Origin of the sequence: Pseudonocardia alaniniphila (genome assembly GCF_022524485.1) — a bacterium.
Lineage (GTDB): Bacteria > Actinomycetota > Actinomycetes > Mycobacteriales > Pseudonocardiaceae > Pseudonocardia > Pseudonocardia alaniniphila.
In genome coordinates, this window is the sequence record NZ_JAKXMK010000020.1 from 120,625 (window position 1) to 139,743 (window position 19,119).

A 19,119-nucleotide genomic window follows, 5' to 3' on the forward strand; every position below is an offset into this window, starting at 1 on the left:
GACTGTGACGATGGATCACGAGATCGGCCCGCGCCGGTGGCGCGAGCAACGCTGGATCACCGACTCCGTGCTGCGCACCGACGGTCTCGAGTGGGACCAGCCGCGGGTGGCCTACACGCTGCGGCCCATGGGCGTCGACGCCACGCCGGACTTCAGGGTGGCGGAGTCGCGCATCCACAAGTTCGCCGACATGGTGCCGGTGTTCACCGAGCTCGCGGAGCGTCGGGAGCGGCTGGCCCGGGCCGCCACCAACCCCGTGACCGCTCGCGAGAACTTCTTCCACGCCGCGCTGCTCTACGTCACGGCGGAATGGCCGATCTGGCGTGACGGTCCCGATCTCGTCGCGCTCGACGACCGCAAGAACGCCTGCTACCAGGCGTACGCCGAGCTGGCGGACCACCACGTCGAGCGCGTGGAGATCCCCTTCGGCGACAGCTTCATCCCGGCCTGGTTCCACCTGCCCAGCGGCGACACCGGTGGCCCGCTGCCGACCGTCATCTCCTGCGGCGGAATGGACGCGCCGAAGGAGCTGAACGTCAACCTCTACGGTGACAAGTTCCTCGAGCGCGGGTTCGCGGTGCTCGCGTTCGACGGGCCGGGGCAGGGCGAGGCCCCGGTGCGCGGCGTGAAGTTCACCCCCACGGCGTGGGTCGAGGCGGGCGAGCAGATCGTCTCGTGGTGCCGGCAGCGCCCCGAGGTAGACGCCGATCGCATGGTCGGTTTCGGGCTCTCCTTCGGCTCGTACTGGATGAGCCAGATCGCCGCCACCCAGCCGGCACTGCGGGGGTCGGCGGTCGGGCTGGTCTGCCACGAGCCGGGCTGCCACATGATCTTCGAGATGGCCTCCCCGTCGTTCAAGGCCCGGTACATGTGGATGTCGGGCCTGGAGCGTGACGAGGCCGCCTTCGACAAGATGGCGCAGCAGATCGATCTGCGCCCGCTGATCGGCGGGATGTCGGCGCCGTGGCTGGTGATCGCGGGCGACGAGGACGAGCTCTCGCCCATGGAACACAGCTACGACCTGGCCGCGCGCTGTCCGGCCCCCGCTCCGATGCTCGTCTACCAGCAGGGCAGGCACGCGCTGTCGCTGCCGACCCCGTCGGTGGCGCTCGGCCCGAACTGGGTCACCTACGCCGCCGACTGGCTCCGCGACCGCGTCGACGGCAAACCCGCCGAGGACGTCGTGGACTACGTGCTGCCCACGGGGCAGATCGAACGTCGTTCCCACCCCAAGGAGGTCGCATCCGCATGACTCTCCCACTGTCCGGTCGCCGAGCCGCCGTCGTGACGATCGACCTGCACCGTGGCCATCTCGACCCCCAGGTGGCGACGATGCCGCTACCCGCCGACGCCGCCGCGCGTGTCACGAAGGCCAACGCCGAGTTCCTGCGCGAGGTGCGCAACCAGGGCGTGCCGGTGGTGCACGTCGTCACCTCCTACCGGTCCGCGGCGGAGATCGCCTCCAACCCGTGGTGGGCGGCCGTCGCGGACACCGGCGCCAGCCGGTCCAACGCGATGCGCCACCAGTTGCCCGGAAGCCCCGGGCTGCAGCTGATGCCGGAGGTCTACGAGGCCGACTACGACCTCGTGGTCGACAGCAAGAAACGCTACGACTGTTTCGTGGCCACCGACCTGGACCACGTCCTTCGCTCCCGATCCCTCGACACGCTGCTGCTCACCGGTGTGAACACCAACAGCTGCGTGCTGGCCACCGCCGTCGCGGCCAACACCCGCGACTACGTACCGGTGGTGGTGGAGGACTGCGTCGACACGATGGACCGGCACCTGCACGACGCCGCGCTGGCCGTGATCCGGCAGGCCTTCGGCTGGGTCGCGCCTGCTCAGGACGTGCTGGAAGCGCTCGGGGACTCCCGATGAAGGTCGTCGACACGCACGCTCACGTCATCCCGCAGACGCTGGTCGACGCGATGTACGACGGCGGTGCCCCGGACGGCATCACGATCACGGAGCAGGAGGGATCGCCCTGGGTGGTGCACCGGCAGGGCTACCGCTACCCGTTGCTCGCCGAGTTCCACGACGTGCAGATGCGGCTCAAGGCCATGGACGCCTGCGGCATCGACAGCGCCGTCCTGTCCGTCGCGCCGCCGCTGTTCCTGTACTGGATCGAGCCGGCGGATGCCGCTGCGGCCGCGCGGATCGTGAACGACGCGATCGCGGGCATGGTGGCGGCGGCACCGAGCCGGTTCACCGCCATGGCGACCCTGCCGCTGCAGGATCCACGCGCGGCGGTCGACGAGCTGCGCCGGTGCGTGATCGAGCTCGGGTTCCGCGGAGCCGAGGTGGGCCCGCACGCCGAGGGCGTGCAACTCGACGACGAGAGCCTGCGGCCGGTGCTCGCAGCGGCGGCCGAGCTGTCCGTGCCGCTGATGGTCCACCCCTACTACGTCGGCTCTACGCCCGGGCCGCTGAGCGACTTCTACCTGACCAACCTGCAGGGCAACCCCTGGCAGACCGCGGTCTGCGCGTCCCGGCTGATCCTGTCCGGAACGCTGGACGCGCTGCCCGGCCTCGACCTCCTCCTGGTGCACGGCGGGGGACACCTGCCCTACCAGATCGGCAGGCTCGACCACGGGCACCGCGTGCGGCCGGAGGCGCGGGGCTGCGCGCATCCGCCCAGCGAGTACCTGCGGCGGTTCCACTACGACACCCTGACCCACGGCAGCGCCGCGGTCCGCTTCCTCGTCGACCAGGTCGGCTCGGACCGGGTGGTGCTGGGCACCGACATGCCGTTCGACATGGGCGCCGGCGGGCTCGACGAGCAGCTCGGAGGGCTGCATCTGTCCGCCCGCGAGCTCGAGGCGATCGCGCACGGCAACGCCGAACGACTCTTCGGCAGGCATCAAGGAGATGACGAGCTGTGACGGACGGACACATGCCCGAGCGCATCCTGCTGCACATCGACGGGAAGCAGGTCCCGGCGGCAGACGGTGCGACGTTCCCGCTGGACAACCCTGCGACGGGCGAGCACCTCGGCGAGGTCGCGAACGCCGGTGCCGCTGACGTCGACGCCGCCGTCGGCGCGGCCAGGTCCGCCTTCGAGGACCGGCGCTGGAGCGGCATGCGCCCCCGCGACCGGGCGCGCATCCTCAACCGTGCGGCCGCGCTGCTGGCTGACCGCATCGACGAGTACGCCCGGCTGGAGACGCTGCAGATCGGACGGCCGCTGCGGGAGATGCGCGCCCAGCTGCGCCGCCTGCCGGAGTGGCTGGAGTACTTCGGCGCGGTGGCGCAGTCCGCGGAGGGCACGGCGCCGGAGTTCGGCACCGGCTATCTGAACGTGGTGCGGCGGGTCCCGCTGGGTGTGGCCGGGCTGATCACCCCGTGGAACCACCCGCTGCTGATCACGATGAAGAAGCTGTCGGCCGCCCTCGCAGCCGGCAACTCCATCGTGGTCAAGCCGAGCGAGCTCGGCCCCGCCGTGCCCTCGGCGCTCGTGGCTCTGCTGGAGGAGGCGGGTGTGCCGCCCGGCGTGGTCAACTCCGTCACCGGGTTCGGCGCCACGACCGGCCGGTTACTCTCCGAGCATCCGGGGCTCGACAAGCTCGACATCACCGGCGGCACCGATACCGGCCGCGTGGTGGCGGGCAACGCCGGACGGTCCCTGATCCCGGTGACCGCGGAGCTCGGGGGCAAGGCGCCGGTCATCGTCTTCGACGACGTGGACGTCGACGACGCCGTGGCGGGCGCGCTCTTCGCGGCGTTCATCGCGACGGGCCAGACCTGCGTGCAGGGAGCCCGCGTACTGGTGGTGGAGAGCATGTACGACGCGGTGGTCGACCGGCTCGTCGACCGCACCCGGGCGCTGCGGCTGGGCGACCCCCTGGACTCCGAGACCCAGATCGGCCCGCTGGTCTCGGGGCCGCAACGGGAGCGGGTAGCGGCGGCGGTCGACCGGGCCCGCGAGCAGGGCGCCACCGTGCTGTGCGGGGGCAGCGTGCCCGAGGATGCGCGGTACGCCGGCGGCTTCTTCTACGAACCGACGGTCGTCGCGGGCATCACCCCGGCACACGACCTGTGGTACGACGAGGTCTTCGGGCCGGTCACGCTGGTCCGTCCGTTCCGGGACGAGGCCGACGCGGTGGCGCAGGCGAACGACTGCGAGTTCGGGCTCGCCGCCTCCGTCTGGACCCGGGACGTCGGACGAGCCATCCGGGTCGCCGACCAGCTCGACATCGGCATCGTGTGGATCAACGACCACCACCGGATCGACCCCGCGTCCCCGTGGGGCGGCTCGAAGGACAGCGGGATCGGCTCGGAGAACGGTTGGGACTCCTACCGCGGCTACACCCGCACGCAGAGCCTGATCGTCAACGCCGGGGCGGGTTCCTCCGACTGGTTCGGCAGCAGCGCGGATCTGCGCTACTCGTAGCCCGCCCGGAAAGCTCGGAAACGGCACAAGGGGAGGAGCACGAGATGCCCGACATGGACCTCGTCATCGCGGGTGGCACCGTGGTGACCGCACACGGACGCAACAGGCTCAACGTCGCCGTGCAGGACGGCCGGATCAGCTATGTCGGACCCGAGCAGCCCACGGCCCGTGAGACCGTGGACGCCGGGGGGCTCCTGGTGCTTCCGGGCGGGGTTGACACGCACGTGCACCTGATGGACCCGGGGAGCACGGAGCGGGAGGACTTCCCCACGGGCACCAGCGCGGCGGCCGCGTCCGGGGTCACCACGATCATCGAGCACAGCCACGGCCAGCCGGTCGTGAGCGTGGACGACCTGAACGCCAAGCGGGAGTACCTGCTCGACCGGTCGAACGTCGACTACGGGCTCGCAGCGCACGCCTGGCCGGGCCGCTCGTCGGTCGTCGCGGAGCTGGCGGCCGCAGGCGTCGCCTTCTTCAAGGTGTTCACGTGCACCACCCACGGCGTGCCGGGGCACGACGCCGCCGCGCTCAAGGAGCACCTCACGCAGACCGCACTCGTCGACTCGGTCAGCCTGATGCACTGCGAGGACGAGTCCCTGACGGGAGCCGCGGAGAAGATCCTGCGGGAGGCCGGGCGCTACGACGGCGGGCTGGTGCCCGAGTGGCGCAACCGGGACGCCGAGGTGGTGGCGGCCGCGGTCGCCGCACTCCTCGTCCGGCGTACCGGCGCACGAGCCACCATCGCGCACGTCAGCCATCCGGAGGTGGCCGAGTACGTCGCCCAGGAACGGGCGCGGGGGGCGCGCCTGGCGGCCGAGACCTGCCCGCAGTACTTCCTCCTGCGCGAGCAGGAGGTGCTCGAGCAGGGGGCGCTGCGCAAGTTCACCCCGCCGGCCAGGGCCCGTACCGACGACGACGAGAAGCAGATGTGGCAGCTGCTGCGCGGCGGCACCCTGACCCACATGTCGACCGACCACGCACCGTCCACATTGGAGCAGAAGCGCGCGGGCGACATCTGGAACGTCCATTTCGGGCTGCCCGGGTTGGACAGCACCATGGCGCTGTTGCTCGATGCGGCCGCCCGCGGCCATCTGTCCCATGAGGACGTGGCCAGGGTCTACGCGGAGGTTCCGGCGCGCACCTATGGGCTCTGGCCACGCAAGGGCCGGGTCGCACCGGGAGCCGACGCCGATCTCGTGCTGGTCAACCCATCGGGCGAGCGCGTGTTGCGCAACCAGGACGTGCTCTCCAAGGCCGGGTGGACGCCGTTCGACGGGCGGCGGGTGCGCGGCCAGACCGTGCGGACCTACCTGCGTGGCGCGCTGGTCGCGGAGGAGGGCAAGCCGGTGGGTGCCCGCGGAGGCCGCTTCGTGCCGGGCCGGAGCGCTGCGGCCGGCTGACCGCGTGAGCTCCGGTCCGAGCGGAAGAAGGAAACGTGAAGGTCTGTGACGCCATCGCGCGGTGGTGTGCCGATGTGGAGACGCCCTTCGTGGCCGGGATCCCGGGCAAGGGGATCCTCGAGATCATCGACTCGATCTCGACCACGACCGATGTGCCGTTCATCCTGACGCGCCACGAACAGAGCGCGTCGATGATGGCGTACTCGTACGCCTTCCAGACCGGCCGGCCCGCCGTGGTCGTCGGCTCCAGGGCGCCGGGAACAACCATCCTGACCATCGGGGTCATGGGGGCGCACGTGGAGTCGCTGCCGATGCTGGTTCTCACCGCACAGGGCAGCAACGCCCACGAGGGTTGCGAGGCCTACGGGGAGATCGATCTCTCCGCTCTCTTCGAGCCGATCACGAAATGGTCCGTGCGGCTCGACGACCCGGGCCACACCGGGAAGATCCTCAACGAGGCATACCGGCGCACGCTCACCGGCCGCCCGGGGCCGGTCCACGTCGCGATTCCGCAGAACTTCATGCAGCAGGAGGCCGGTCCGTACGTGCGCCCCACGCGGCCGGTCGGCCCGATCACGCCGCACGGCTCCCGCGACGGGATCGTCGCGCTCATGCGCTCGGCGCGGCGGCCGCTCATCATCGCCGGAGGCGGCGTACCCCCGCAGAACGCGGACGACCTGCTCGCGCTCGCCCGCGGCCTCTCCGCCCCGGTGGTGCAGTCGTGGCTGCGCAAGCCGGTGCCCGACCGCGACCCGCACTGCATCGGGATGGCCGGTATCGGCGGCTCTCCGGCGGCCCGGCGGGGCATCCAGGACGCCGACGTTGTGCTGGTGCTGGGATGCCGGTTCTCCGAGCAGATGACCGAGCAGTACGCGATGAGCTTCGCCGCCGACGCCAAGCTCGTGCACGTCGACCTCGACCCCGCCGTCATCGGCCGCGTCTACCCGGTGCATCTCGGGGTGCAGGCCGACCTGGGCGACCTCCTGCCGGAGCTGCGGGCCGCCGTCGAGGCCTCGGCCGCCGGCCCGTCGGACTGGTTGACGACGCTGCAGAAGGAACAGGCCGGCTACTTGCAGGAGCTGGCCTGCTACCGGCGGGACGACACCACCCCGCAAAGCCGGTACGTGGTGGAGCAGCTGCGCGAGCTCCTCGACGCGGACACGCGCCTGGTGCTCGACTCGGGCAACTACCTGCACTGGGCGGAGCAGTACTTCCCGGTCGAGCACGCGGGGCTCTTCCACTACCCGACGGCGGCCACGATGGGGTTCGGGGTTCCGGGCGCGATCGGGGCGAAGATCGCCCACCCCGACGCGTTCGTCTGTGCCCTGGTCGGCGACGGCGGGTTCACGATGACCATGGGCGAGCTGGAGACCGCGGTCCGGCTCGGCACCCCGCTTCTGGTCGTCGTGATCAACAACAGCGCCCTCGGCCACGTTCGCATGCGGCAGGAGGCCGACTTCGGAGGGCGCAGCGTCGGCGTGGACTACGGCGAGCAGCATTTCTCGCACGTCGCTGCGGCATTCGGCATGTTCGGCGCCGAGGCCACCGCGACCGCGGACGTGCGCCCGGCGTTGGAGGAGGCGGTCGAGGTGGTTCGCGGTGGTGGCTGTGCCGTCGTCGACGTCCACGTCTCGGACGAGATGGCGGCCGGCCCGCTCGTACGGTGGTGGCCGCGGAGCGTGTGACCTGGTCCACGCCTGTCGGGTGAGGACAGTCGGGTGATACTGCGGGCGTGCAGCCCGCTCGTCCAGCAGACTGGTGGAGGTGAATGTCGTAACCACTCCACCGGCTGAGCAGGTGGTTCTCCTCGATGACGGCGGCCGTCCGATCGGGGTGGCCGACAAGGCCACCGTGCACGGCGCGCAGACACCTCTGCATCTCGCCTTCTCCTGCTACGGCTTCGACGAGGCCGGGCGGCTGCTCGTCACATGGCGGGCCCGGGACAAGCGCACGTTCCCCGGCGTCCGCACCAACACGTGCTGTGGCCATCCCGCTCCGGATGAGGCGGGCGAGGACGCCGTGCGGCGGCGGCTGGCCGACGAGTTGGGGATGACGGCGGTGGACCTGCAGCTGGTCCTGCCCGACTTCGCCTACCGCGCATCGGCGGGCGGTGTGGAGGAGAACGAGCTCTGCCCGGTGTACGTGTGCAGGCTGGTGGGAGAGCCCCGGCCGTGTCCCGACGAGGTGGACTCGTGGGAGTGGTCGAGCTGGGACGCGTTCGTCGCCGACGCCCGTGCCGATGACAGTGACATCTCGCCGTGGGCCCGCCTGCAGGCGCCGTTGCTCGATGCGTGCCGCGACACCTGGATGCCACGCCCCGCTTGAGCGGTTCGCGTGAAAGGCTCTCCTCACAACCGGCTGGGGGAGCAGCGGATGCACGAGATCACCATGTTCAGCGGATCGGCGCACCAGGAGTTGGCCGCGGCGATCTGCCATCATCTCGACATACCTCTGGCCTCGACGCGCGTCACGAGGTTCGCGAACGACTGTCTCGAGGTGCAGCTGCTCGCCAACTGCCGTGAGCGCGACGTCTACATCGTGCAGCCGCTCTCGCCGCCCGTGCAGGAGCACCTGGTGGAGCTGCTCCTGATGCTCGACGCCGCTCGCGGTGCGTCGGCCGGGCGGATCACCGTGGTGATGCCGCACTTCGCCTACGCGCGTTCGGACAAGAAGAACGCGCCGCGGATCTCGATCGCTGCCCGGCTGATGGCCGACCTCATGCAGACCGCAGGCGCCGACCGCGTGCTGACCATGACCCTGCACTCACCCCAGGTGCACGGGTTCTTCGGCGTTCCCGTCGACCATCTGCACGCCCGCCACGAGCTGGCCCAGCACTTCCGCCGTGACGATCTCGGCAACTCCGTCGTCGTCTCCGCGGACCTGGGCTACGCGAAGGAGGCCGCGCGGTTCGCGCGCCTGCTCGGGGTGCCGGTGGCGGCGGCCGCCAAGGAGCGGCTGGCGGACGACAAAGTGGTGATCAGCGAGATCATCGGTGACGTCAGGGGACGCGACGTCGTGGTGCTCGACGACGAGATCGCCCGCGGCACCACCATCCTGGAGCTGCTCGACCGCCTCGCCGAGCACGAGGTGGCGTCCGTGCGGGTCGCCTGCACCCACGGCCTGTTCACCGACGGCGCGCTGGCCCGGATCGGCGAGCGCGAGGAGGTCACGGAGATCGTCTGCACGAACACGGTGCCGGTGCACGACGCGGACCGCGCCCCCAAGCTCACCGTGCTCTCGACCGCATCCGCGTTCGCCGAGGCGGTGCGGCGGATCCACAACGGCGAGTCGGTGAGCGTGCTGTTCGAGCAGAGCTGACGTACTGGGTGCGGAACCGGATATGACGGCCAGGTACTCCTCCAGGTAGGGAAACCAGTACGAGGAGGCCCGGTTGGGACGCGACGACGCGGGGTTCCGGGCTTTCGTCAGCGCGCGGTACGGGCCGCTGGTCCGGGCTGCCGTGCTGCTGGGCTGCAGCCGTCCGGACGCCGAGGACGCCGTGCAGGACGCGCTGAGCCGCTGTTACGCGGCATGGTCGCGGGTGCGTGCGGCCGACGACCCGGAGGCCTACGCCTACCGGGTGCTGGTCAACGGGATCTCCAGGGGCAGGCGCAGGCGGTGGCGGGGCGAGGTGCCGCACGCCGAGCCACCGGAACCGGCAGGGCAAGCCGGTCCCGAACCCGAGGTCCTGCTGCGCACGGCCGTGGGCGCTGCGCTGGCGAAGCTCCGCCAGGAGCACCGGCAGGTCGTCGTGCTGCGCTTCTTCGCCGATCTGAGCGAACGCCGCACCGCGGCCGTCCTCGGGGTCCCGGCCGGCACCGTGAAGAGCCGGACCGCCCGGGCCATCGCCCTGCTGGCCGCCGACACCACGCTCGCGGACCTGCTGCCGACCGCGGAGAGGGAGCCGGGATGACACCCGATGAGATCAGCACGCTGCTGCGGCGCACCGCGTCGGGGCTCGACGTGCGGGACGCCCCTGTGGAGGAGATCGTCCGCACGGGCCGCCGCCGCGCCCGTCGACGGATCGTGGCGCAGGTGGCCGGCACCGTTGCGGCCGTCGCGGTGGTGGCCGTGCTCGTGCCGCTCGGGATCGGGACGCGTCCCATCGCACCGGCGGCAGCGCCGGGATGTGCGGCCGAGGTCGCTCCTGCCGTGCTGCCCGAATGGGCCAGGACCGGCTTCACCGCGCCCGAGCCGGCGATGCCCTACGTGCTCGGCGACGGCGGGCACGTCGCGGCGATCTTGTTCGGCCCGCTCACCTCTCCGCCCGAGCCCGGGCGGAACAACAAGATCCTCTGGGTGGCCCGGGAACCGGCATCCACCGGCCCGCTGCTGATCACCGCGCGCCGAAGCCCCGGCGATCCTCCCGTGGTCCGCGAGGTGCCGGGAGGACCGGGGCCGTCGGCGGTCGACCTGCCCGCCCCCGGCTGCTGGACACTCGACCTGCGGTGGGGCGAGCGCACCGACACCGTCCGGCTGAACTACCTGCCCGGCTGACCGCCGAGGCCTGCGGATGGCGCGTCGATGGGCGAAGATCCGGTCGTGCACAGCGAACTGGTCGCCGTTGCGGTCGACTGCCTCGACGCCGAGCGGTGTGCCGCGTTCTGGTGCGCGGCGCTCGGCGTCGAGGTGCGCGGCCGGTGGCGGGACGCCCATGAAGTGCAGTACGTGGAGATTGGCACGGCGGACAGGCCGATGCTGGTCTTTCAGCCCGTTCCCGAGGGCAAGGGCGGGAAGAACCGGCTGCACCTGGACATCGCGCCGATGACCGGGTCGCAGGAGGACGAGGTGGAGCGGCTGGTGCGGCTCGGTGCCATGCGGGTGGCGGACGAGGCCGAGCACCCCTGGGTGGTGCTCGCCGACCCCGAGGGCAACGAGTTCTGCGTACTGCCCCCGCGCTCCGGCTGAGCGCCGGGGTGGGCGGTCGCGGCTGTGTCGACGTCGGGGCCACCGCTCACGCCCGCGAGGTCGAGGTGATCACCGGTGGCCACCCTGCGGGGCGGGCCCGTCCCCATGCTCGCCCGCCGCGGCAGCGTCCGTCGAGGCCATGATCACCGGTTGGGGGCGCGCAGCCGCGCCCAGCACGGCTACCGGTCCCGAATCGTCGATCACCGCGGAGCGCCGCTCCGGAGCAGCCCGAAGATCACCAGTTCGGGACGCGGAGGCGCGTTCACCACGGTTCTCGCTCCCGAAACGATGATCACGCGACCGTCCACAGGCCTGCGAGGGGAAGGTGATCACCGGGGGCACCATAAGGACCAGACCGCCCCCGTTGCCCGCCCGCCGCGGCAGCGCCCGTCGCGGCCATGATCACCGATTGGGGACGGGTAGGCGCGCCCAGAGCGGATGCGGGTCCCGAAACATCGATCACCGCGGAGAGTCGCCCCGGAGCAGGCATCAAGATCACCGGTTCGGGGTGCGGAGGCGTGTCCACCACGGTTTCCGCTCCCGAAACGATGATCACGCCACCGCCCACAGCCCGCCGGTCGAGGCGGTCACCGGTCAGCACCACGAGGGCCGGCTCGCCCTATCAGCTACCGCGCCATACCGGAGCGCTCAGGACGGCGTGCCGTCGGCGCGGCAGGTGTTGCGGCACTCGCCGATGCCCTCGACGCGCGTGACTACCTGCGAGCCTGCTCCGAGGTAGCGCGCGGGCTTGCGCGCGTGGCCGACGGCGCCGGGGGTGCCGGTGGCGATCAGGTCGCCGGGCGCCAGCGTGATGATCGAGGACACGTACTCCACCAGCGCGGCAGGGTCGAACACGAGGTCGCTGGTGTCGGCCTTCTGCATCAGCTCGCCGTCCACGCTGCACGTGAGCTCGCCGGGAACCGCCCCGTTCTCGGTGGTGACCAGCCAGGGCCCGACCGGCGTGCTCGCCTCGAAGGTCTTGCCCTGCAGCCACTGAGAGTGCGGTACTGGAAGTCCCGTGCGGTGATGTCGTTGACCACGGTGTAGCCGGCGATGGCCGCCGCGGCCTGCTCCCGGGTGGCGTGGCGCACCTCGGCCCCGACCACGACGCCGAGCTCGGCCTCCCAGTCGACCTGCTCCGACCCGGCCGGCAGCATGATCGGGTCGTACGCGCCGATCAGCGACCGCCCGTACTTGGCGAACGAGGTGGGGACGCCCGGGAGCTCGCGGCCCATCTCCAGGATGTGCGCGCGGTAGTTCAGACCGGCGCACACGATCTTCTCCGGGAACGGCACCACGGGCGCGTGGTCCAGGGTGGCCAGGTCGTGGCGGATGCCGTCGGCCGCGGCCGTCTCTGCGCGCCAGTCCGGCCTGCGCAGGAGAGCGCCCAGGTCCGGGTGGCCGAGGTCGACGGCGTCGTCGTCCTCGACTCGGACGGCGCGGGTGCCCTCGGCGGTGCGGACCGGTGGCGAGTCTCATGCGTGCTTCTCTGCCTGTTCCTCGTCTACGGCCTGTTCCTCGTCCACTGCCTTCTCGATAGTGCTGCGGGCGAGGCCGAGTGCCTCGAAGACCGGGTCGTCGCTGAACCGGAAGGCGTCGAGGCCTTCGTCGGTCGTGATCGTCACCGGGGCCCAGGACGGCACGGCGAACAGGTCGCCCGTCGCGACCTCGTACCGCTGCGTGCCGACCGTGACGACGCCGGAGCCGGAGAACACCTGCCAGACAGCCGAACCGGCCACGCGCGTGGTGGCCGACCGGGCGCCCGGGGCGAGCCGGTGCATCTCGCAGCGGATCGTCGAGAGCGCGTCGCCGCCGGTGGCCGGGTTGCTGAACCGGATGGCGGCGTGCCCGGGCGAGACCACGCCGGGGTGCCCTTCCCGCTCCAGCTCGAGCTGAGCCGTGAGCGCGGCGTCGGTGTGCTCCCAGCGGTAGGCCATGAGCGGCGACGAGGGGGTGCGCGGCGCGCCGATCGGCCGCAGCCCGGGGTGCGCCCACAGCCGCTCGTTACGCGACGCCGCCGGCGTCTCCCGGGTGGCGAGCTGGTCGGGGCCGAACTCGAAGAACCCGGCGTCGAGCTGGCGGACCAGCGGGATGTCCAGTCCGTCGACCCAGGCCATCGGGTGGTCGGTGGTGTTGTGGTGCTCGTGGAAGTGCATGCCCGGGGTGAGCAGCAGGTCGCCGCGGCGCATTGCGACCGGGTCGCCCGCCACGTTCGTCCAGACGCCCTCGCCCTCGACGACGAACCGGAACGCCGTCTGCGTGTGCCGGTGCGCGGGTGCCTCCTCGCGCGGGCCGAGGTACTGGATGGCCGCCCACAGGGTCGGGGTGGCGTAGGCGGTGCCGGGCAGGCCGGGGTTGGCCAGCGCGATGGCCCGGCGCTCGCCGCCGCGGCCCACCGGCACGAGCTCGCCGCTCCGCGCGGCCAACGGGTAGAGGGTGGACCAGCGCCAGAGCATCGGGACCGCAGCGGGCTGCGGGGTCTCGGGCATGAGTCCGGCCCGCTGGGTCCACAGCGGCGCCATGTGGGCTGCGGCGAAGTCCGCGTAGAGCTGATCGAGCGCCGCCGCTTCCTCAGCGGTGGGCTCGGCGACCGGCCGCGTGTCGGTACTGGTCATCGAAGCACTCCTTCCCGATCAAGCTGTCTCTCCCCACGCTAGGAACTGCGGCCGAACCCGTCTCGTCCCGCGCACGACATTCGGCCATGCAGAATCTCGGAGGTGCCGACACCGACCGCCTCGACCTCCGCCGACCGCGTGTTGGACCTGCTCGCACTCCTGCATGCCCGCGGCCGGCTCCGGGTGTACGAGGCGGCGCTGGCGTTGGACGTCGCCCCGTCCACGGCGCACCGGTTGCTCACGACCCTCGTCCGGCACGAGTTCGCACGCCGGGACGTCCGGCACGAGTACTTCCCCGGTTCCGCCCTCGACGCGGTGGCCGCGCCGCGTGTCGAGCCCGTGGACCTGGTGGCCTGCGCCCGCCCGCACCTGGAGGCGCTCGCCGCGCAGGTGGGGGAGACGGTGCACCTGGTGGTGCTGGAGGGCACCAGCGCCCGGTTCGTCGCGGTGGTCGAGGGCAGCCCGGCCCGCCGGGTCGCCCCCCGGGTCGGGCTCCTGATGCCCGCGCACCTGACCTCGGGCGGCAAGGCGTTGCTCGCCGAACTGACCGCCGACGAGCTGGGCGAGCGATATCCGAGCGGCCTCCCGCTCACGCCGGACGCCGCGGGCCCGGCCCTCGCCGCGCTGCGCCGTGAGCTCGCCGGCATCCGGCGGCGCGGCTACGCGCGCAACGTCGAGGAGACCGAGCGCGGTGTCAGCGCGGTGGGCGCCTGTGCGCGCGACCGGCGTGGTCGCGCGGTCGCGGCGGTCGTCATCGGCGCTCCCAGTTCGCGGGTACGGGGGCGCGCCCTCGACGAGCTCAGCGCACCTCTGCTCGCCGCCGCGGCGGCTGTCACGGAGGCGATCTCCGCCGGGTAGCCCTCCGCAGGAGAACGTTCCGCACTAAGGAATATCGCCGTCACTTTCTTCCTATGAGAGGAACAACCTCGTAACCTTCCGTTCGCCCCTGGAGTGGGCATCGGAGCGAGCGGGAGACCTGCATGAGCAACGGCGCGGACGGGCGAACGCTCGTGAGGACACTGGCGCCATGAGCACATTGCTGGACCGAAAGGTCCCGCCCGCCCTGCGCGCGGTGCTGGACCAGGACGACAACGAGGGCTTCACGATGGCCCTGCTGACCGTCACCGAAGAGGCGTTCCCCCACCAGGCGCTGATCAGCATCGGTGAGATCGTCGTGCTCGACGAGGAGCATGTTCGGCTCGCCACGTGGCCGTCGAGCACCACCACCCGCCACATGGCGCGGACCGGGCGCTGCGCACTCACCGCGGTGGTCGACGGCGTCTCCTACACCGTGCTCCTGGCCCTGGCTTCGCACGGCGAACTCGCCCTCCCCGGAGCCCCCCTGACCGTCGTCGACGGGCGCGTGGTGGAGGCCAGCGCCGACACGGCGCCGTATGCGGTGCTCGAGTCGGGCATCCGGTTCCGGCTCACCGACCCCGCATCCGTGTTCGACCGATGGGTCACGACGCGCCGCCTGCTGCGCGAGCTGGGGCCGTCGGTCTGGTCCACCCGAACGACAGGAGACCAAGCCCCACCATGACCGCAAGCAACCGCCCCGAGATCGTCATCGTCGGCGCCGGCGTCGCCGGGCTCGTCCTGGCCCTGGAACTGCACGACGCCGGGATTCCGTGCCGCGTCTACGAGTCGGTGCCCGAGATCCGGGCACTCGGGGTGGGGATCAACGTCCTCCCGCATGCAGGGGCCGTTCTCGGGCAGCTCAGTCTCGAGGCCGATCTGTCGGCGGCCGCGGTGCTCACCCGCGAATCGGTGTTCTTCACCCGGTTCGGCCAGCTCGCCTACCGCGAGCCCGCGGGCCGTGACGCCGGCTATCCCGACCCGCAGTACTCCATCCACCGCGGCGACCTGCAGGCCGTTCTCCTCTCCGCGGTACGCGAGCGGCTCGGACCCGACGCCGTCGTGACGGGGCACACCTGCACCGGCACGCGCGACGAGGACGGCCACGTCACGGCCGAGTTCCGCACCGCGGACGGTGCGCTCGTTCGGGTCCGGGGCGACGCGGTGATCGCGTGCGACGGGGTCAACTCGGTGATCCGCAAGCAGCTGCACCCGAAGGAAGGCGAGCCCCGCTACTCGGGTGTGACGATGTGGCGCGGGGTGACCGTGTGGGAGCCGTTCCTGTCCGGCGGCAGCATGGTGCGCATCGGCTGGCTCGACAAGGGCAAGCTCGTGATCTACCCGATCCGCAACGACGTCGACGCGCAGGGCCGGCAGCTGGTCAACTGGGTGGCCGAGCGGGAGACCCCACAGCGCACCGACCGCGACTGGATCCGTCAGGGCGAGCTCGCGGACTTCGCCTCCGCGTACGCCGACTGGCATTTCGACTGGCTGGACGTGCCGGCGTTCCTCGAGGCGACCGACAGCGTCCTGGAGTACCCGATGGTCGACCAGGAGCCGCTGGACTGGTGGACGGCGGGGCGCGTGACGCTGCTCGGCGACGCCGCGCACCCGATGGTGCCGCGCGGTTCGAACGGAGCGGGCCAGGCCGTGCTCGACGCCAGGGCGTTGCGGACTGCCCTCGTCGAGGAGCCGGATGTGCACAGCGCCCTGCAGGCCTACGAACACAAGCGCAGGCCCGCGACGGCCGCGGTCGTGCGCACCAACCGCGCCAACCCGCCGGACGCGATCCTGCGGGAGGTGAGCCGGCGCAGCGGCGACCGGCCCTTCGCCCGCATCGAGGACGTGATCAGCCGCGAGGAGCTCGCGGCGATCTCCGACGGCTACAAGGACGTGGCGGGGTACGCCCTCGGCACCCCCGAGCGCGTTCCCGAGCAGCCGTTGACCTGACTGTATTCAGCACTGTATTCAGAAAGGGCCCCAGCGTCGCGCAAGAGCGAGGGACCCGATGCCGACCACCACGAGCTCCACGGCGAGTCTCGCTGAGCGCGCCGTCCTCGCGGTCCGTGAGCTGATCCACGACGGGGGGCTGCTGCCCGGCCAGCCCATCCGCCAGCTCGCGCTCGCGGAGCAACTGGGCATGAGCCGCGTCCCGCTGCGGGAGGCGTTGAAGAACCTGCAGGCCGACGGGCTGGTCACGGCGTCCCCGACAGGTGGGTTCGAGGTCACGCGGCTCTCGGCCGACGAGCTCGGGCAGTTCTACCTGATGCGCAGGCTGCTCGAGTCCGAGCTGCTGCGCCGCGTCGAGGCGGTGCCCGCGTCCGAGCTGGAGCTGCTCGCCGGGCTCAACGCCCGGATGGCCGAGATGGTCGACCAGCCCTCCCGGGAGCTCCGTTCGCTCAACCGCGAGTTCCACTTCCGGATCTTCGGACTCGCCACCGGGCTGGGGCACGTCGTGGCCGAGGTGTCCCGGCTCTGGGACCGCACCGTCCCCTACCGCGCCGTCTACAGCTCGGAGCGCTCGGCCCGCGCCCTGATCGTCGCGGAGCACGACGCGCTCCTCGCCGCGCTCGGCGACCGGGACGTCGAGCGGCTGGTCGAGGTGATGGACGGCCACCGCGCCGCCAGCGAGCGCGACGTGGTCCACGTGCTCACGCGGCCGGGCCCCGTGCTCGGTTAGCGCGCACGTCGACGCCCGGCGTAACCCACGCCGGCGCCCGACTCATACGTCATCACTGGAACGTCATCACTGGAACGTCATCACTGGAACGTCATCACTGCGCTCGATGAGGAGGAACGCACGATGACCGCTTCACAGACCCCCGCCGGGGACGTACCGACGGCCGCATCCGCTCCACCGTCCCGGCGCTCCGGCTACGTCGCCTTCGTGGTCATCGTCAGCTTCCTGGCCTGGGCCCTGGTCTCGATGGACCAGACCATGCTCGGTGTCGCGGTGCCGTCGCTGTCCGACGCGCTCGGCGTGTCCCTGTCCACAATGGAGTACCTGGTCGGGATCTTCGCCTTCGTGACGTTCGCGGCGCCCGTGATCGGCGGGCGTCTCATCGACCGGCTGGGCAGACGCTGGGGATTCCAGGTGTCGCTGCTGGGCACCGGGATCTTCGGCGGGCTGACGGCGGTGGTCGGCGCCGGCTGGCAGTTCGTGCTGGTCCGGATCGTTGCGGCGACGTCCTACGGCCTCACCGAGCCGGTGGTGAACACCGTGGTCGCCGAGGAGGCGCCCGCCCGCCGCCGCGGGCTGATCATGGGCTTCGTGCAGGCCGGCTACCCGCTCGGCGCCGCCATCGCGGGCACGCTCGCCGCGGTGCTGCTGCCGTCGTCTGGCTGGCGCCCGCTGTTCCTGATCGCCTTCGCCCCGGTGCTCATCGTGCTGGTCTCGGCGCAGTTCCTGCGCGAGTCCCGCAGCTTCACGGCCGTGCGCGCCGAGACCGAGCGCCGACGTCTCGACCACCGGCCCGGCTGGCGCGCGCTCTTCTCGCCGCAGCTGCGCCGGCAGACCATCGTCACCAGCCTGTTCGGGTTCTGCATCAACGGTGGGATCGGCCTGATCATCGGCGTCGTCACCACCTACCTCGTGCACGTCGACGGGATCGGGATCGGGGCGGCGGCGTTCCTGTTCGGGCTGAGCAACTGGGTCGCGCTGGGCAGTCAGGTCCTCGTCGGCTTTCTCGCCGACCACCTTCCGGCGAAATGGCTGATGACCGGCTACTCGGTGCTCGCCGCGGGAGCGTTGGCGCTTCTGGTGACGCCGCACCTGACCTATTCGATGGCGCTGGTCAGCCTTGTCGCGTTCGGGTTCTTCGGGAACGGCACGTTCGGCTGCTACACCCGCTACACCGCCGAGTCCTTTCCCGCGGAGCTGCGGGGCACCGGCACGTCGTTCTCGCTCGGCTTCTCGTTCCTGACCCTGTCGTTCATGCCGATCATCGGCGGTGCGTTGATCGAGTCGAGCACGCCCGCGGCGATTCCGGCGATCTCCGCGGCGCTGGTGCTGGCAGGTGCCGTCGTCATGGCCTGCGGGCGCAACCTGCCGCCGCAGCGCGAGCTGGACCAGCTCGCGCCGTCGCGGTTACTGGCCCCCAACTGATCAGTACAGATTGAGAGGAGGTGTCCCGTGGCGGATCTGGAGTACACCGTCGCCGACGGCATCGGCACGATCCTGCTGAACCGGCCGCACCGCAAGAACGCCTTCACGATGGACATGATCGACGTGTGGGCGGAGGCGCTGCGCGACGCACGTACCGATCCGGACGTGCGGGTCGTGGTGCTCACCGGCGCCGGTGACGCCTTCTGTTCGGGCGTCGACCTCGACCGTCGCGACGGCGCCGCACCCCCGACGCCGCTGCAGCGCAAGGAGAGCCTCACCGAGCGGATCCACCGGATCCCCTACGCGCTGGAGGACCTCGACAAGCCGGTGATCGCGGCGATCAACGGGGTGGCCGTCGGCGCCGGGATGGACATGGCGCTGATGTGCGACATGCGGATCATGGCCCGCTCGGCACGGCTGTCAGAGGGATATGTCCGCGTCGGCCTCGTCCCCGGCGACGGCGGCTGCTACTACCTGCCGCGCCTGGTCGGCACGGCGAAGGCGCTGGAACTGCTGCTCACCGGTGACTTCATCGACGCCGAGGAGGCGGGCAGGCTGGGGATCGCCAACCACGTCGTCGACGACGCGGACCTCGACGGCGCGGTCTCCACCCTGGCCCGCAAGATCGCCGACGGGCCTCCGGTGGCGATCCGGACGATCAAGCGTGCGGTCTACCAGTCGGCGCGGTCCGACCTGCGCACCGCGCTCGATCTCATCTCCTCGCACATGGCGGTGGTCACCTCCACCGAGGACTCCGCCGAGGCGCTCGCCGCCTTCCGCGAGAAGCGCCCCGGCCGGTTCGCCGGGCGCTGACCAACAGTGGGCCCCGGGAGGGCCTGGAAAGGA

18 protein-coding genes and 1 pseudogene are annotated in these 19,119 nt (G+C 71.5%); 17 read left to right on the forward strand and 2 right to left on the reverse strand.

The annotated features are described in order from the left end of the window. The first annotated feature begins 10 nt into the window (after positions 1 to 10). The 11 genes from MMF94_RS23195 to MMF94_RS23245 all read left to right on the forward strand — a co-directional run bounded on the left by MMF94_RS23195 (position 11) and on the right by MMF94_RS23245 (position 10,698). Positions 11 to 1,252 (forward strand): alpha/beta hydrolase family protein, encoded by a 1,242-nt coding sequence (locus tag MMF94_RS23195; RefSeq protein WP_241039376.1) that lies wholly within the window; start codon positions 11 to 13, stop codon positions 1,250 to 1,252. After that, entirely contained in the window at positions 1,249 to 1,878 is a 630-nt protein-coding gene (locus tag MMF94_RS23200) for a cysteine hydrolase family protein (protein ID WP_241039254.1), read from the forward strand. Before MMF94_RS23195 ends, MMF94_RS23200 begins: the two co-directional genes overlap by 4 nt. Next, positions 1,875 to 2,882, forward strand: coding sequence for an amidohydrolase family protein (locus tag MMF94_RS23205; RefSeq protein ID WP_241039255.1), 1,008 nt, complete (start codon positions 1,875 to 1,877; stop codon positions 2,880 to 2,882). The genes MMF94_RS23200 and MMF94_RS23205 overlap by 4 nt, the downstream gene beginning before the upstream one ends. Then, entirely contained in the window at positions 2,879 to 4,390 is a 1,512-nt protein-coding gene (locus tag MMF94_RS23210) for an aldehyde dehydrogenase family protein (RefSeq protein ID WP_241039256.1), read from the forward strand. The genes MMF94_RS23205 and MMF94_RS23210 overlap by 4 nt, the downstream gene beginning before the upstream one ends. 44 nt (positions 4,391 to 4,434) lie before the next feature. After that, positions 4,435 to 5,790, forward strand: coding sequence for a dihydroorotase (locus MMF94_RS23215; protein WP_241039257.1), 1,356 nt, complete (start codon positions 4,435 to 4,437; stop codon positions 5,788 to 5,790). A gap of 35 nt (positions 5,791 to 5,825) precedes the next feature. Then, entirely contained in the window at positions 5,826 to 7,475 is a 1,650-nt protein-coding gene (locus tag MMF94_RS23220) for a thiamine pyrophosphate-binding protein (protein ID WP_241039258.1), read from the forward strand. 79 nt (positions 7,476 to 7,554) lie between these two features. Continuing rightward, complete coding sequence (gene idi / locus MMF94_RS23225; protein WP_241039259.1) at positions 7,555 to 8,115, forward strand: isopentenyl-diphosphate Delta-isomerase; 561 nt, start codon at positions 7,555 to 7,557, stop codon at positions 8,113 to 8,115. 48 nt (positions 8,116 to 8,163) lie between these two features. After that, a complete protein-coding gene (locus MMF94_RS23230; protein ID WP_241039260.1) occupies positions 8,164 to 9,108 on the forward strand; it encodes a ribose-phosphate diphosphokinase in 945 nt (314 codons plus the stop codon). 73 nt (positions 9,109 to 9,181) lie between these two features. Continuing rightward, entirely contained in the window at positions 9,182 to 9,703 is a 522-nt protein-coding gene (locus tag MMF94_RS23235; RefSeq protein ID WP_241039261.1) for a SigE family RNA polymerase sigma factor, read from the forward strand. Continuing rightward, complete coding sequence (locus MMF94_RS23240) at positions 9,700 to 10,287, forward strand: hypothetical protein (RefSeq protein ID WP_241039262.1); 588 nt, start codon at positions 9,700 to 9,702, stop codon at positions 10,285 to 10,287. Before MMF94_RS23235 ends, MMF94_RS23240 begins: the two co-directional genes overlap by 4 nt. A 27-nt stretch (positions 10,288 to 10,314) precedes the next feature. Next, on the forward strand, positions 10,315 to 10,698 hold the full coding sequence (locus MMF94_RS23245; RefSeq protein WP_241039263.1) for a VOC family protein: 384 nt from the start codon (positions 10,315 to 10,317) through the stop codon (positions 10,696 to 10,698). Positions 10,699 to 11,346: 648 nt separating this feature from the next. On the opposite strand, the pseudogene MMF94_RS23250 reads toward MMF94_RS23245, so the two are convergent. Beyond that, positions 11,347 to 11,933 (reverse strand): annotated as a pseudogene (locus MMF94_RS23250) (fumarylacetoacetate hydrolase family protein). 240 nt (positions 11,934 to 12,173) lie between these two features. Next, positions 12,174 to 13,313, reverse strand: coding sequence for a cupin domain-containing protein (locus MMF94_RS23255; RefSeq protein ID WP_241039264.1), 1,140 nt, complete (start codon positions 13,311 to 13,313; stop codon positions 12,174 to 12,176). A gap of 102 nt (positions 13,314 to 13,415) precedes the next feature. Between MMF94_RS23255 and MMF94_RS23260 the strand changes: the two genes are divergently transcribed. From MMF94_RS23260 to MMF94_RS23285, 6 genes are all read left to right on the forward strand, one after another. Then, the gene (locus tag MMF94_RS23260; protein ID WP_241039265.1) at positions 13,416 to 14,171 is read left to right on the forward strand and encodes an IclR family transcriptional regulator; all 756 of its coding nucleotides are present in this window, start codon (positions 13,416 to 13,418) and stop codon (positions 14,169 to 14,171) included. A gap of 169 nt (positions 14,172 to 14,340) precedes the next feature. Continuing rightward, a complete protein-coding gene (locus tag MMF94_RS23265; RefSeq protein ID WP_241039266.1) occupies positions 14,341 to 14,853 on the forward strand; it encodes a hypothetical protein in 513 nt (170 codons plus the stop codon). Further along, the gene (locus MMF94_RS23270) at positions 14,850 to 16,118 is read left to right on the forward strand and encodes a flavin-dependent oxidoreductase (RefSeq protein WP_241039267.1); all 1,269 of its coding nucleotides are present in this window, start codon (positions 14,850 to 14,852) and stop codon (positions 16,116 to 16,118) included. Before MMF94_RS23265 ends, MMF94_RS23270 begins: the two co-directional genes overlap by 4 nt. Positions 16,119 to 16,176: 58 nt before the next feature. Then, positions 16,177 to 16,848, forward strand: a complete 672-nt coding sequence (locus MMF94_RS23275) for a GntR family transcriptional regulator (protein ID WP_241039268.1) — start codon at positions 16,177 to 16,179, stop codon at positions 16,846 to 16,848. A 123-nt stretch (positions 16,849 to 16,971) separates the two neighbouring features. Next, a complete protein-coding gene (locus MMF94_RS23280) occupies positions 16,972 to 18,273 on the forward strand; it encodes an MFS transporter (protein ID WP_241039269.1) in 1,302 nt (433 codons plus the stop codon). 27 nt (positions 18,274 to 18,300) lie between these two features. Further along, the gene (locus tag MMF94_RS23285) at positions 18,301 to 19,086 is read left to right on the forward strand and encodes an enoyl-CoA hydratase/isomerase family protein (protein WP_241039270.1); all 786 of its coding nucleotides are present in this window, start codon (positions 18,301 to 18,303) and stop codon (positions 19,084 to 19,086) included. Positions 19,087 to 19,119 lie beyond the last annotated feature (33 nt).

Excerpts from the sequence above, each read along its gene's own strand:
- MMF94_RS23195 (WP_241039376.1), top strand. The coding sequence starts at position 11 with ATGGATCACGAGATCGGCCCGCGCCGGTGGCGCGAGCAACGCTGGATC.
- MMF94_RS23200 (WP_241039254.1), top strand. The coding sequence starts at position 1,249 with ATGACTCTCCCACTGTCCGGTCGCCGAGCCGCCGTCGTGACGATCGAC.
- MMF94_RS23205 (WP_241039255.1), top strand. The coding sequence starts at position 1,875 with ATGAAGGTCGTCGACACGCACGCTCACGTCATCCCGCAGACGCTGGTC.
- MMF94_RS23215 (WP_241039257.1), top strand. The coding sequence starts at position 4,435 with ATGCCCGACATGGACCTCGTCATCGCGGGTGGCACCGTGGTGACCGCA.
- MMF94_RS23230 (WP_241039260.1), top strand. The coding sequence starts at position 8,164 with ATGCACGAGATCACCATGTTCAGCGGATCGGCGCACCAGGAGTTGGCC.
- MMF94_RS23240 (WP_241039262.1), top strand. The coding sequence starts at position 9,700 with ATGACACCCGATGAGATCAGCACGCTGCTGCGGCGCACCGCGTCGGGG.
- MMF94_RS23245 (WP_241039263.1), top strand. The coding sequence starts at position 10,315 with ATGGGCGAAGATCCGGTCGTGCACAGCGAACTGGTCGCCGTTGCGGTC.
- MMF94_RS23255 (WP_241039264.1), bottom strand. The coding sequence starts at position 13,313 with ATGACCAGTACCGACACGCGGCCGGTCGCCGAGCCCACCGCTGAGGAA.
- MMF94_RS23265 (WP_241039266.1), top strand. The coding sequence starts at position 14,341 with ATGAGCACATTGCTGGACCGAAAGGTCCCGCCCGCCCTGCGCGCGGTG.
- MMF94_RS23270 (WP_241039267.1), top strand. The coding sequence starts at position 14,850 with ATGACCGCAAGCAACCGCCCCGAGATCGTCATCGTCGGCGCCGGCGTC.
- MMF94_RS23275 (WP_241039268.1), top strand. The coding sequence starts at position 16,177 with ATGCCGACCACCACGAGCTCCACGGCGAGTCTCGCTGAGCGCGCCGTC.
- MMF94_RS23280 (WP_241039269.1), top strand. The coding sequence starts at position 16,972 with ATGACCGCTTCACAGACCCCCGCCGGGGACGTACCGACGGCCGCATCC.